Here is a 13,121-nt window from a genome sequence, read left to right as displayed (position 1 = left end):
GTGGGAGATGACTGGCAGCATAAATAAAAAAAGACGCAGCCTGTAAGGCTGCGTCTTTTTGTGCTTGTGGCGGGTCGGCTAGAACGGGATCTCGTCGTCCGGGTTGAACACCGGCTCCTCGTAACCGCCGCCCTGGTTGTAATCCTGCTGGGGCCTGCCGCCGCCCTGGCGCTGGCCGCCGCCTTCGCCCTTGGCGGAAAGCATCTGCATCTTCTCACCGACGATCTCGGTGGTGTAGCGGTCCTTGCCGTCCTTGTCGGTCCACTTGCGGGTCTGTAGACGTCCCTCGATATATACGGTCTTCCCCTTGGAGAGGTACTCGCCGGCGATCTCGGCAAGACGCGCCCAGAGGGTGATGTTGTGCCATTCGGTCTTGTCTTCCCAGTTGCCGTCCTTGCCCTTGATGCGGTCGGTGGTGGCCAGGGAGAAGGAGGCTACGGCGGTACCGCCGGCGGTGTAGCGCACCTCGGGGTCCTTGCCCAGGTTGCCTATGAGCATCACCTTGTTGAGACTTGCCATGGGGGTTCTCCTTTTCGTTCGTGTCGCGTTTTGAATTGGGGAAGTGTATAGAAATCACGGCTTCATGGCAAGCGATATTGTTTGACTCTCATCGTAAAAAAAAGTAACGTAACCGGTCATGCTGAGAGCTCGTATCTACCTTCTTTTCTTCGTTCCGTACACGTTGTTGTGCAGCCTGGCCGCCGTGATCGGCGGACTTTTCGACGCCTCAGGCAGGGCCGGTCACGCCGTCGCCAGGATCTGGGGCATCGGCTCTCTCTGGGCGGCCCGCATCAAGCTGCAAGTGGAGGGGCTGGAACAGGTCCCGACCGAGGGGCCGGTCATCTACATGGGGAACCACCAGGGGAACTTCGACATCCTGGCCCTGAGCCGCGCCATCCCGCGCCTGTTCTCCTGGGTCGCCAAGGAAGAACTTTTCAGGGTGCCGGTGTTCGGCGCGGCGATGCGCCGGGCGGGGTACATCCCGCTGGACAGAAGCGACGGCAGGAAGGCGCTCAGGAGCATGAACCAGGCGGCGCAGCGCATCGCCGCGGGGGCAAGCGTGGTGATCTTCCCCGAAGGGACCCGCACCAAGGACGGCAACCTGCTTCCCTTCAAGCGCGGCGCTTTCATGCTGGCCGCCCGCGCCGGCGTCCCCATCGTCCCCTTCACCATCAACGGCAGCCGGGCGATCAACCCGCGCAACCGTCTCGAGTTGAGACCCGGAACCATCAGGATCAGTTTCGCAGCGCCCATCGAGGTCGCTGGAGTCCCGGAGGCCGAACTGATGGAGCGGGTGCGTTCGGCGATCGCAGCAAACCTGGAGGTTACGTAATGGTCATGGTTTACCTGGCGCTGGCCCTGTTCGGGGTCGCCCTGATCGGCTGGGGCCTTCCCGCGGCGCACCGGCTGCGCTCGCCGCTGAACGTCGTTGCGGCCGCTACCGTTCTTGTGGGCGTGGTGCTCGCCCTGCTCGGGACGCTGCTCTTCGTGGCACCCAACTTCTTCCAGGGGTAACCCCCTGCGACACAGGAATCAGAAAGAGACATGGAAAAGGTCAAGACCTTAGCGGTAAACGTAGCGGCGATCGCGCTGATCTCCATCGCCCTGTTCTGGGGCAACGCGCTGTACCGGCAGTACGTGCAGTTCGAAAAGGGTGAAAAGGCGACGGCTTCCGGGGATTACCCCGCTGCGGTGGCCGGCTACGAGGCCGCCATTCATATGTACACCCCGGGCAGTTCCATCGTCCCCCGCAGCGCCCAGAAGCTCTGGGATCTCGGGCAGATGGCCGAGGGAGGCCACGATACGGCGCGCGCGCTGATCGCCTACCGCGCCCTGAGGAGCTCGTTTTACGCCGTGGCCGGCCTCTACTCCCCCGGACAGGATTGGATCCAGCGCTGCGACGCCCGCATTGCCGCACTGGTGGCGCAGCAGGGACGGTAAGGGCAGGGGCTAGGGATTAGGGGCGGGGGCTGGAACCACCCTTATGGCGCCGCGGCCTTGGCGCCTCCTCGGCAACCACCATATAGAGCCAAAGGGGGACAGGCACCTTCGGAGCCAGTCCCCTCCAACCCAAAGGACTATTTTGGAAGCAAGCAACATTGAAAATACCGGATTGAAGTTCGTGGCGCTGGGCGGACTCGGGGAGATCGGCCTGAACATGGCCGCCTTCGAGTACGGCGACGACATCGTCATCGTCGACTGCGGCCTCATGTTCCCGGAGCCGTACATGCTGGGGATCGACGTGGTCATCCCGGACATCGGCTACCTCGTGGAGCGGGCGGACCGGATCCGCGCCATACTGCTCACCCACGGCCACGAGGACCACATCGGCGCGCTCCCCTACGTGCTGCGCGACATCAATCCCCCCATCTACGGCACCGCCCTCACCCTGGGCTTCGTCAAGGAAAAGCTGAAGGAGTTCGAACTCGACCAGAAGGTCGACCTGCGCGTGGTGAAACCGAGGGACGTGGTGGAACTGGGCGACTTCATCGTCGAGTTCATCCGCGTCGCCCACTCCACGGTGGACGGCTGCGCCCTGGCGCTGACCTGTCCCGAAGGGGTGGTGATCCACACCGGCGACTTCAAGCTCGACCAGACCCCGGTGGACGGCGAGCTCACCGACCTCCCCACCTTCGCCCGCTACGGTCAGGCGGGGGTGCTGGCGCTCTTCGCCGACTCCACCAACATCGAGCGCGAGGGGTACACCCTTTCGGAACGGGTGGTGGGTGAGGCCTTCGACGAGATCTTCCCCAACTGTCCGGGGAGGGTGATCGTCGCCGCCTTCTCCAGCAACATCCACCGGGTCCAGCAGGTGGTGCATGCGGCGCAGAAAAGCGGCAGGAAGGTGCTTCTGAACGGTCGCTCCATGATCGCCAACGTGCAGATCGCCCGCGAGCTCGGCTACCTCACCATACCCGACGATCTCCTCATGGACTTGAAGGAGCTCCCCAAGCTCCCCAAGGAGCAGGTCTGCATGATCACCACCGGGAGCCAGGGGGAGCCGAGAAGCTCGCTGATCCGCATCGCCATGGACGACCACAAGCAGATCAAGCTCGAGCGCGGCGATACCGTGATCCTTTCGTCCCGGTTCATCCCGGGCAACGAGAAGACCATCTCCGACCTGATGAACCACCTGTACCGGCGCGGCGCCGAGGTGATCCACGAGAAGGTCTCGGAGGTGCACGTCTCCGGTCATGCCAGTCAGGAAGAGCTGAAGCTTTTGCACAACCTGGTCAAGCCCCGCTTCTTCGTCCCGGTGCATGGCGAATACCGGCACCTGGTGAAGCACGCCCAACTGGCCCAGAAGGTCGGCACCCCGGAGGAGCGCTGCATCCTCGCGGTCAACGGTGACGTGGTGCTCTTCTCCGGCGATGAGGCGGTCATCGTGGACCAGGTCAACACCGGTCGGGTCTTCGTGGACGGCAAGGGGGTCGGCGACGTCGGAAACGTGGTCTTGAAGGACCGGAAGCACCTCTCCGAGGACGGCATGGTGGTGGTCATCGTCGGCATCAACCAGGTGAGCGGCGAGATCATCTACGGCCCCGACATCGTGTCGCGCGGGTTCATCTTCGAGGACGAAAGCCAGCAGTACCTGGACGAGGCGAAGCAGGTGGTGCTGGACACGCTGGCCCTGGTGAGCGCCGAAACGATGACCGACTGGAACGAGGTGAAGCTGGAGGTGCGCCGGGTGCTGCGCCGCTTCTTCAACAAGACCATCGAGCGGCGGCCGGTGATACTGCCGCTGGTTCTGGAAATGTAGGGCAGAAAGCAGCCATTCACGTTCCTCCCCCCGGAGGGGGGAAGTCAGGAGGGGGGAAGCCAAACTTTCCCCCTCCCCAACCCTCCCCCTCCGGGGGCGGGAGCACAGGAACACGGACAACGCATGACGACTGAAGAGAAGATCGAAAAGAAGGAAAAGGTGACCAAGGAAGTGAAGGGGATGGGCTTCGGCGTCGCCGGCATCTTCCTGTTCATCGCGCTGGCCTCCTTCCACGGCGAGGACCTCTCCTTCAACAGCGTCTCCACCTTTGCCCAGACTAAAAACCTGGGGGGGCGCTTCGGAGCGGAGCTGGCGGACTGCTTTCTGCAGCTGTTCGGCCTTGCCGCCTACATCTTCCCCTGCACCCTGTTCTACCTGACCTACCGCGCCTTCAGCTCGGACCCGATCCGGTGGCGCCGCTACAAGCTGGTCGGTTTCGGCCTGCTGGTGCTCTCCATCTCAGGGCTTTTCGCCTTCAACTTGCAGTTCACCGAGTTCCTGGGACAGCGGGTCCCCACCGGGGGCTTCGTCGGCTACCAGAGCGCCGAACTCCTGAAGCGCGCCTTCGGCAAGATCGGGGCGCTCCTGATCCTGCTCCCGATGCTGGCCGCAAGCGCCATGCTGCTGTCGCGCTTCTCCTTCGTCCTGTTCGCCAACTGGTGGCTCACCGCCCTCAAGGAGAGCTGGGAGAAGAGGAAGCAGCGCCGGGCCCTGGCACGCGAGCTGGCCTCCGAGAAGGGGGAGAAGGACGAGAAGCCCCGGCAGCACGCGGCCCCCACCATCAAGCCGGCCGCGGTGCCGCCGCCGGTCCCCGCGCCGGTGGCCAAGAAGGAAAAGAAAAAGGACGACAAGAAGACCGCCCCGGTGCAGGAGGCCTTCGACTTCATCAAGGCTGAAGGGGATTTCAAGACCCCGCCGCTGTCCCTGCTCGATCCGCCGCCGGAAGGGGCCAAGCGTCAGGACAAAGAAACCCTCACCATGAACGCGCGGCTCATGGAGAAAAAGCTCAAGGACTTCGGTGTCGAAGGGGAGGTGGTGGAGATCTGCCCAGGCCCGGTCATCACCATGTACGAGTTCTCCCCGGGCCCCGGCATCAAGGTAAGCCGCATCGCCGGTCTGCAGGACGACCTGACTATGGCGCTGCAGGCGCACTCGATCCGCATCGTGGCCCCGATCCCGGGCAAGGGCGTAGTCGGCATCGAACTCCCCAACCGGGAGCGCGACATGGTGTCGTTGCGCGAGATCTTCGGCACCGAGCAGTTCCACAGGGGCAAGATGAAGCTCCCGATGGCACTGGGCAAGGACATCGCGGGCAACCCGTTGGTTACCGACCTGGCCAAGATGCCGCACCTTTTGGTCGCCGGCGCCACCGGTTCCGGTAAATCCGTCGCCATCAACACCATGATCCTGTCGCTTTTGTACACCTCGACCCCCAACGACGTCAGGATCATCATGGTCGACCCGAAGATGCTGGAACTCTCGGTCTACGAAGGTATCCCGCACCTTTTGCTCCCGGTGGTCACCAACCCGAAGAAGGCCGCCCTCGCGCTCAAGTGGGCTGTCGAGGAAATGGGGCGGCGCTACCGGCTCATGTCCGACAAGGGGGTCAGGAACATCGATTCCTACAACCGCGAGCTGGAGCGGCAGGAGAAGGAAGATGCCGAGAACAGGGCGCGCGAGACGGTCGTGGTGGAGGAGATCGACGAGGCCGATCACCTCGAGGACCCGGAGGACATGGAGGCGCGCGAGGCGGCCATCCAGGCCTTCCTCGCCAAGGAAGAGCAGCTGGAGCACGGCCACCTTCCGTACATCGTGGTCATCGTCGACGAGCTTGCCGACCTGATGATGGTGGCCGGTCGCGAGATCGAGGAATCGATCGCCCGCCTGGCCCAGATGGCGCGTGCCGCGGGCATCCACCTGATCCTCGCGACCCAGCGCCCCTCGGTCGACGTCATCACCGGCCTCATCAAGGCGAACTTTCCGGCCAGGATCTCCTTCCAGGTCTCCTCGAAGATCGACTCGCGCACCATCCTGGATGGCAACGGCGCCGAATCGCTCTTGGGCATGGGTGACATGCTCTTTCTGCCGCCGGGGACCTCCAAAATGCTGCGCTCCCACGGGGCCTTCGTTTCCGACGCCGAAGTACAGCGCGTGGTCGAGTTCCTGAAGAAGCAGGGGAAACCGGTCTACGAGAAGTCCATCCTGGAGATGAAGGCCTCGGACGAGAAGGGGGGCGGCGACGACGAGGAAGAGGTCGACGAGCGTTACGACGACGCCCTGGCCCTGGTGGCCGAGGCGAAGATGGCCTCCATCTCCATGATCCAGCGTCGCCTGAGGATCGGCTACAACCGCGCCGCCCGCATCATCGAAAAGATGGAGCAGGAAGGGGTCATCGGTCCCTCCGACGGCACCAGCAAGCCCAGAGAAGTTTTTATCAACAAGATCTAGTCGCTTAAGGGGACAGGCACCTGCGGAGCCAGTCCCCCATACAAGGAGGCCCAATGAACCTTTGTCGCAAGCCTAACCTGGCTCATTTCGCCGTCACCATAATCGGCAAGGACCGCACCGGTATCGTGGCGGACACCTCCGAGGTGCTCTACAAGCTCGGCTGCAACGTCGAGGATTCGAGCTGCACCATGCTCGGCGGCGAGTTCGCCATGATCCTCATCGTCTCCCACGAGAAGCCCTTCTCCAAGAAGAAGCTGGAAGAGGAGTTCGCCGCCAAGACTACCGGCACCGGACTTTCCGCCTTCGTCAGGACCTTGAAGGACGACGAGGTCTGCTACCAGGGGCCGGAAGGGGAGCTGTGCCTCATCTCGGTGTACGGCTCCGACAAGCCGGGCATCGTCTATCGCGTCACCCGCGAGCTTGCCGACCGCGGCGTCAGCATCACCGACCTCAACACCAAGCTGATCGGCAAGCCGACCGAGCCGGTTTACGTGCTGGTGCTCGAAGCGGCGCTTCCCCAGGGGCTCTCGGTGGAGGACGCCTCCGCCCTGCTGGAAAACTTGAAAAAGGAGCTGAGTGTGGAGATCTCGGTGCGACTCATTACGCCCGTCTCCCTCTGATTTCTATATGGCAGTCAAACCGATAGTCGTCTATCCCGACCCGATATTGAAGCAGGTCTGCGCCCCGGTGCAGGCCATCGACGATGAGATAAAAGAGCTGATCGAAGACCTGGTGGACACCATGCATGCCGGCCCCGGTTCCGTCGGTGTCGCCGCGCCCCAGATCGGCGTTTCCCGGCGCGTCTGCGTCATCGACGTCTCCAAGAACCGTCACGGCAAGGACAACAACCATGGCCTTTTGCTGATGATCAACCCGGAGATCCTTGCCAAGAGCGGCGGCGCCGTGATGCGCGAGGGGTGCATGAGCGTGCCGGATTATACCGGCGACGTCGAGCGCGCCACCGAACTGACCCTGCGCTTCACCGAGCCCGACGGCAACGTGCGTGAATTCGAGGCCTCCGGGTTCGAGGCGGTGGCCATTCAGCACGAGATGGACCACCTGGACGGTTTCCTGTTCCTGGACCGCATCGCCTCGCTGAAGACCGGCCTGTTCAGGCGCAAATCTTACAAGTAGCCACTACAACGGATCGCACTCCTCCCCCCGGAGGGGGGAGGTTGGGAGGGGGGAAGCTTCATAAAGACGCTGCGCGCCCCCTCCCTGACCCTCCCCCTCCGGGGGAGGGAATGCTAACCGCCTAACTTCTGGATCCCCTATGAAATGGCTTCTCATCACCTCCGCGCTGCTTTACGTCGCTTCGATCCGCCGACCGATTTTCGTGGTGGCGCTCGGCTGCAGCCTCGCCTACCTCGCCTCGCGCGGCATGGCGCTGGGACGGCTTCCCCTGATCGGACCGCAGGATACCCTGGCCTTCTTCTCTGGCGCTCTGGGGCTCATGGGGCTCCCCTTCATCTATAGCCGGCAGACGGCGGGCGTGCGCTGGTTCTGCTGGGGGTGCGGAGCGCTGGCCGGCCTCTTCGCCGCTCTGGCGCTTCCCTTCCCGACGCTCAACATGCCGCTCCCCCCGATCCTCGATACCTACTGGTTCGAGCTGCACGTGGCGCTGGCCTTCTTCGCCTACGGCCTCTTCGGGATTGCGGCGCTGCTGGGTGTGGCCTTCCTGCAGGGCGGGGGGAAGCCGGCGCTCGACCTGCAGTACCGGGCGGCACTGGTAGGCTACAGCTTCTTCTCGCTTTCCATGGTGTCGGGGGGCATCTGGGGCTACTACGCCTGGGGCACCTACTGGCTCTGGACCCCGAAAGAGCTCTGGACCTCCATCCTCTGGATCTTCTATTCGCTCTACCTGCACCTGCGCCTGAAGGGGCAGTCCTGGGAGCGCGGCTTCGCCTGGCTTGGGATCATCGGCTTCCTGGTGACGCTGTTCACCTACCTGGGCGTCAGCATGCTTATGCGGAGCTCGCACAGCTTCTAGAGGCAAAGTCAACGGCGTTGCACACGGATTATACGGAGTGGGCTGATTAGAGCGGATTAAAATCTGAGTCCGTACGGTAGAATCTTTTCAATTTCTCGGGCATGGGGGGGTGAAATGATTCATGAAGAGACAACGGACAGGATACTGAAGGGATTTTTCAAAGTTTATAACACTTTGGGCTTTGGATTTCTGGAGAAGGTGTACGAAAACGCCCTGGTAATCGAGCTGGCTAAGTTGGGGCTTGAGGTTAATCAGCAACCGAAAATTCCAGTCTATTACGACGGCTTGCTCGTAGGAGAGTATTTCGCCGATGTCGTGGTCCAAGGCGTTGTCATCCTCGAGTTAAAAGCTGCAGAAGCATTACGTGACGAGCATTACGCTCAACTGACGAATTATCTTAAAGCTTCGGATAAGGAGCTGGGGTTGCTCCTGAACTTCGGTAAAAAACCGCAGTTCAAGAGAATAATTTTCTCGAATGATGTAAAGCAGGCTTTGCGCAAAGGCGAATTCAAATGCGGTGTTCATCTATAAGATTTATCCGCAGTTATTGCCTTGGTTTCCGCGAAATCCGTGTGCGATGCATTTGATTTATGGAGCGTGAAAGTGCTGAAAGCCATCTATTCTAGACTAACCTCCCTCAACCTTGGCCTCTGGCTCATGACCGGGGTGATGGTCACCCTGGCCCTGGGCTCCTTCTCCAGCGCCAGTTCCGAACAGGGCGGTCTCAACGACATGCCGCTCCTCTTCTGGCTGCAGCGCGCGCCCTTGGGCTACTCCTGGTGGCTGTGGCTTTGCGTGGCCTGCATCGCGGTCCTTTTCGTCAATGCCCTCGTCTGCTTCGTCGACGCGCTGAGAAGAAAAGGGCGCAGCGTGGCGCCGCACCTGATGCACGCGGGCTTCCTGCTCATCGTTCTGGCGCACTTACTTTCCGCCTACGGCGGTTTCAAGCAGCAGATGCAACTGCCGCAGGGCGACTCCTTCGGCTTCCCTGACGGCGAGCGGGTCGTGGTGGAGAGGATCACGGGACAGGTAGGCCCGATGGGGATGATGAGCGGCTACCGCGCCGACCTGAGGCTCTCGGATGGTCTGCACTCCGTGCAGCCCAACCAGCCGTTCTTCCACAAGGGGTACGGCATCTATGTGAAGGACGTGGCGCTCAGCCCGGTGCCGGTGGCGCTCTTCGAGGTGCACAAGGAGCCCGGCGCCTTGACGGCTTTCATAGGTGCCTTGATTTTCACGGTGGGGAACCTGATGCTGCTGGCGCAGCGCAAGGGGAGATGAAAAAGGAAAGGGGCGCCGCGAGGCGCCCCTTTTTACATTACTGGAGGACTTTGACGCTCTTGATGATCATCGGGGTCTGCGGAACGTCCGGCATACCGTTGGCGCCGCGGCCGGTGGGGGTGGTCGCGATCTTGTCGACCACGTTCATCCCCTCGATCACCTTGCCGAACACGGCATAGCCGTACCCGATCTGCCCGCCGCCGGGCTTGTGGTTCAGGAAGTCGTTGTTCACCACGTTGATGAAGAACTGCGCGGTGGCGGAGTCGACCACCATGGTGCGGGCCATGGCGAGGGTGCCGCGATCGTTCTTGAGGCCGTTGGATGCCTCGTTCTTGATCATGGCCTTGGTCGGCTTGGGATTGAGGTCCTGGCCGAAGCCTCCGCCCTGGATCATGAAGTTGCGGATGACGCGGTGGAAGATGGTCCCGTTGTAAAAGCCGCTGTTCGCATAGTCGAGGAAGTTCTTAACAGAAATCGGCGCTTCCTTCTGGAACAGCTCGACCTTCACGTTGCCCTGGTTGGTCTCGATCAGCACCACCGGGTTCTTCGTCTCGGCAGCGATGGCGCCGCCCGCAAGGAAGAGCCCCAGGATCAGAGCGTAGATGAATCTTTTCAGCATGTTTTCGTACCTCCACTGGGATTGGTAATCGTTGCACCCTTATAAGCCAATCCCTGCCCGCGGTCAACCACTTCGGAGCCTTTCCGGCAACTAAGGGTTGACAGATCAGGTGCCGCCGTGGAAAATGCCCAATCATTAACGTTTATGGAGGATTGCACTTGCAGATACAATTCGGTACCGACGGGTGGCGCGGCGTCATCGCCGACACCTTTACCTTTGAAAATCTGTCGCTGGTGGCGCAGGCCACCATGGATTATCTGCATAACGAGGGGCTTGCGGGACAAGGCCTGGTGATCGGCTACGACCGCCGCTTCCTTTCCAGGGAGTTCGCCGAACGCGTTGCCACCATTGCGGCCGGCAATGGGATCAAGACCTGGCTCTCCGATGGATACGCACCCACCCCCGCCGTTTCCTGGGCGGTTCACGAGAAGAAAGCCGGGGCCGGCGTCATGATCACCGCGAGCCACAACCCGCCGCGCTACAACGGCTTCAAGGTGAAGGAATCGTTTGGCGGTTCAGCACGTCCTTCCACGACCAAGGTGCTGGAGAAGATGGTGGCTGAGAACCAGGCGGCATCCCGTCCGGTGCAGGCGCTGGCACTGGCCGAGGCCGTGGCGGCGGGGCAGGTGGAACTCTTCGATGCCACGGCCCCGTACCTGGCCCAGTTGGGGCGCTACGTCGACCTGGAGCGGATCCGTTCCGCCGGCATCAAGGCCGTCGCCGACCCGATGTTCGGCGCCGGTTCCGGGCTGCTGCCGCTGCTGGTCCCGGGGGTCGAGGAGATCCACGGGTCGGAGAATCCCTCCTTCGGCGGGCATCCCCCCGAGCCGATCGCCGAGCACCTGGTCGAGCTGGCGACACTGGTTCAGGCAGGCAAGTTCCAGGTAGGACTGGCGCTGGACGGCGATGCCGACCGGATCGGCGCCGTCGACGAGACCGGCGAATTCTTCTCCTCGCACTGCATCTTCACCGTGCTCTTGCGCCACCTCTACGAAAGGAAAGGGGTGCGCGGCGCCGTGGTCAAGACCGTCTCCACCACGCAGATGATCGACCTCCTGGCGGAAAAGTTCGGCCTTGAGCTCTTCGAGACCCAGATCGGTTTCAAGCATATCTGCGAGATGATGCTGGAGAACGACATCCTGATGGGCGGGGAGGAGTCCGGCGGCCTTGGGGTGAAGGGGCATATCCCGGAACGCGACGGCATCTTGATGGCGCTCCTGCTCCTGGAGGCGATGGCCATGAGCGGCAAGGGACTACGGGCTCTGCTCGAGGAGACCATGGACGAGATCGGGCACTTCCACTACTCCCGCATCGACCTCCCAATCGACGCGCAGGCGAAGCAGCAGTTACTGGAGCGGATGAAGGCTGGGGGCATCACCAGCATCGCCGGGTTCACTGTGGCGCGCCACAATTTCAGCGACGGCTTCAAGTTCATTTTCGAGGACGGCGCCTGGCTGTTGATCCGTCCCTCGGGCACGGAGCCGGTGCTCAGGCTGTACAGCGAGGCGGGGGATCCGGCGAAGGTCGCGCTCCTTCTGGAGGCCGCGCGCAGCATAGCGAGCGTGTAAGGAGCGGTTATCGCTAAGGCAATTACCTTGAAATGGCGTAACGCTTCTGTTATAGAATAAGCTTCGCGGAAAAAGTACCCCCCACCAAGGAGACATCCATGTCGAATCCTCAGTTGATTATGTACGATGAGGAATTCAAACAGATAAACGTCGCGCTCGACAAGCTGCTGCGCGAGGCTAACGCCAAGGTGATCTTTCTGGTGGACAAGAACGGCCAGCTGATCACCGGTTGCGGCGAAACCGAGCGCTTCGACACCACCTCGCTCGCCTCGCTCACCGCCGGCAACATCGCCGCCACGGGCGGTCTCGCCAAGCTGATCGGGGAAAAAGAGTTCTCCATCCTCTTCCACGAGGGTGAGAAGGACAACCTGCACATCTCCATCGTCGCCGGCCGCGTCATCCTGGTGGTGCTCTTCGATACCCGCTCTTCCCTGGGGCTGGTTCGTCTGCGCGTGAAGAAGGCCTCCGAGGAACTGACCGCCATCTTCAACCGCCTGCTGCAGAAGAACGAGGAGAAGGAGAAGAGCGGCGACAGCGAGTTCCCCTTCGCCGAGATCACCGACGACGATATCGACAACCTGTTCAGCTAGTTGGCTCTCCCCCTTTTCTTGACAGGCCTGGGCGCACAAGCGCTGCGGTCCACGAAGACAGGAGGGGACGGGGGGGAGGACGCTGCCCCTAACGTCCCCCGCCCGGGGGGAAGGGGACAAAGTAACTGGTCAGATGCAGATAGACAATGCAATGCATCAATTACAAGAGGTAATGTAGGATGTCTTTCATCAACTACGCTTCGCGCGAAATAAACTGCAAGATCGTCTACTACGGCCCGGGTCTCTGCGGCAAGACCACCAACCTTCAGTACGTCTACCAAAAAACGGCTGCCGATGCGAAAGGGAAGATGATCAGTCTCGCGACCGAGACCGAGCGTACCCTTTTCTTCGACTTCCTCCCCCTGGCCCTGGGCGAGATCCGCGGCTTCAAGACGCGCTTCCACCTGTACACCGTCCCCGGACAGGTCTTCTATGACGCTTCCCGTAAGCTGATCCTGAAGGGTGTGGACGGCGTGGTCTTCGTGGCCGACTCCCAGGAAGAGCGCATGGACGCCAACATCGAGAGCGTTGAGAACCTGCGCATCAACCTGATCGAGCAGGGGTACGACCTCGACAAGATCCCGTACGTGGTCCAGTACAACAAGCGGGACCTTCCCAACGTGGTCAGCGTCGAGGAGCTGCGTCGCGAGCTGAACCCGACCAACGTTCCCGATTTCGAAGCCTGCGCCACCACCGGCGAAGGGGTCTTCGAGACGCTGAAGGCGATCGCCAAGCTGATCCTGTTCGACCTGAAGAAAGGGAAATAGCACAAGCCGCCAGTACGGTGGTGACAAGATAAAGAGAAGGGGGCGCCGGATAAACCGGCGCCCCCTTTTTAGTGGTCGCTAGCTCCCTCCTCCGGAGG

General features: G+C 61.8%; 15 protein-coding genes. 13 read left to right on the top strand and 2 right to left on the bottom strand.

What is annotated here, in order from left to right; translation table 11 throughout:
* Nucleotides 1-78: 78 nt before the first annotated feature.
* Nucleotides 79-519 (bottom strand): single-stranded DNA-binding protein, encoded by a 441-nt coding sequence (locus KP004_RS19230; protein ID WP_216500083.1) that lies wholly within the window; start codon nucleotides 517-519, stop codon nucleotides 79-81.
* Nucleotides 520-637: 118 nt separating this feature from the next.
* Between KP004_RS19230 and KP004_RS19225 the strand changes: the two genes are divergently transcribed.
* The 10 genes from KP004_RS19225 (at nucleotide 638) to KP004_RS19180 (ending at nucleotide 9,479) form a co-directional block, all read left to right on the top strand.
* A complete protein-coding gene (locus KP004_RS19225; RefSeq protein ID WP_216799999.1) occupies nucleotides 638-1,333 on the top strand; it encodes a lysophospholipid acyltransferase family protein in 696 nt (231 codons plus the stop codon).
* Nucleotides 1,333-1,515: a hypothetical protein gene (locus tag KP004_RS19220; protein ID WP_216799998.1), complete on the top strand. Its 183-nt coding sequence runs from the start codon at nucleotides 1,333-1,335 to the stop codon at nucleotides 1,513-1,515. Before KP004_RS19225 ends, KP004_RS19220 begins: the two co-directional genes overlap by 1 nt.
* 30 nt (nucleotides 1,516-1,545) lie before the next feature.
* A complete protein-coding gene (locus KP004_RS19215; protein ID WP_216799997.1) occupies nucleotides 1,546-1,941 on the top strand; it encodes a hypothetical protein in 396 nt (131 codons plus the stop codon).
* Nucleotides 1,942-2,083: 142 nt separating this feature from the next.
* Nucleotides 2,084-3,760 carry a ribonuclease J gene (locus tag KP004_RS19210; protein WP_216799996.1) on the top strand — a complete coding sequence of 559 codons (1,677 nt, stop codon included), beginning with the start codon at nucleotides 2,084-2,086 and terminating at the stop codon, nucleotides 3,758-3,760.
* A gap of 123 nt (nucleotides 3,761-3,883) precedes the next feature.
* Nucleotides 3,884-6,208, top strand: a complete 2,325-nt coding sequence (locus KP004_RS19205; protein ID WP_216799995.1) for a DNA translocase FtsK — start codon at nucleotides 3,884-3,886, stop codon at nucleotides 6,206-6,208.
* A 53-nt stretch (nucleotides 6,209-6,261) separates the two neighbouring features.
* Complete coding sequence (locus KP004_RS19200) at nucleotides 6,262-6,828, top strand: glycine cleavage system transcriptional repressor (protein ID WP_216799994.1); 567 nt, start codon at nucleotides 6,262-6,264, stop codon at nucleotides 6,826-6,828.
* A gap of 7 nt (nucleotides 6,829-6,835) precedes the next feature.
* Complete coding sequence (gene def, locus KP004_RS19195; protein WP_216799993.1) at nucleotides 6,836-7,342, top strand: peptide deformylase; 507 nt, start codon at nucleotides 6,836-6,838, stop codon at nucleotides 7,340-7,342.
* A gap of 139 nt (nucleotides 7,343-7,481) precedes the next feature.
* On the top strand, nucleotides 7,482-8,198 hold the full coding sequence (locus KP004_RS19190) for a cytochrome c biogenesis protein (RefSeq protein WP_216799992.1): 717 nt from the start codon (nucleotides 7,482-7,484) through the stop codon (nucleotides 8,196-8,198).
* Between the two features lie 114 nt (nucleotides 8,199-8,312).
* The gene (locus KP004_RS19185) at nucleotides 8,313-8,729 is read left to right on the top strand and encodes a GxxExxY protein (RefSeq protein WP_216799991.1); all 417 of its coding nucleotides are present in this window, start codon (nucleotides 8,313-8,315) and stop codon (nucleotides 8,727-8,729) included.
* 72 nt (nucleotides 8,730-8,801) lie between these two features.
* Entirely contained in the window at nucleotides 8,802-9,479 is a 678-nt protein-coding gene (locus KP004_RS19180; RefSeq protein ID WP_216802705.1) for a cytochrome c biogenesis ResB family protein, read from the top strand.
* A 37-nt stretch (nucleotides 9,480-9,516) separates the two neighbouring features.
* Here KP004_RS19180 and KP004_RS19175 read toward each other — a convergent pair whose 3' ends face one another.
* A complete protein-coding gene (locus KP004_RS19175; RefSeq protein ID WP_216799990.1) occupies nucleotides 9,517-10,098 on the bottom strand; it encodes a peptidylprolyl isomerase in 582 nt (193 codons plus the stop codon).
* Between the two features lie 158 nt (nucleotides 10,099-10,256).
* On the opposite strand from KP004_RS19175, the gene KP004_RS19170 reads away from it, so the two are divergent.
* From KP004_RS19170 to KP004_RS19160, 3 genes are all read left to right on the top strand, one after another.
* Nucleotides 10,257-11,666 carry a phosphoglucomutase/phosphomannomutase family protein gene (locus KP004_RS19170; protein WP_216799989.1) on the top strand — a complete coding sequence of 470 codons (1,410 nt, stop codon included), beginning with the start codon at nucleotides 10,257-10,259 and terminating at the stop codon, nucleotides 11,664-11,666.
* A 98-nt stretch (nucleotides 11,667-11,764) separates the two neighbouring features.
* On the top strand, nucleotides 11,765-12,256 hold the full coding sequence (locus KP004_RS19165) for a roadblock/LC7 domain-containing protein (RefSeq protein WP_216799988.1): 492 nt from the start codon (nucleotides 11,765-11,767) through the stop codon (nucleotides 12,254-12,256).
* Between the two features lie 179 nt (nucleotides 12,257-12,435).
* Nucleotides 12,436-13,023: a GTP-binding protein gene (locus KP004_RS19160; protein WP_199390678.1), complete on the top strand. Its 588-nt coding sequence runs from the start codon at nucleotides 12,436-12,438 to the stop codon at nucleotides 13,021-13,023.
* Nucleotides 13,024-13,121 lie beyond the last annotated feature (98 nt).

It is taken from the genome of Geomonas oryzisoli, assembly GCF_018986915.1.
Taxonomy (GTDB): Bacteria; Desulfobacterota; Desulfuromonadia; order Geobacterales; family Geobacteraceae; genus Geomonas; species Geomonas oryzisoli.
Note: the sequence above shows the minus strand (reverse complement) of the source record. Positions and strands in the feature narration are given on the sequence as shown.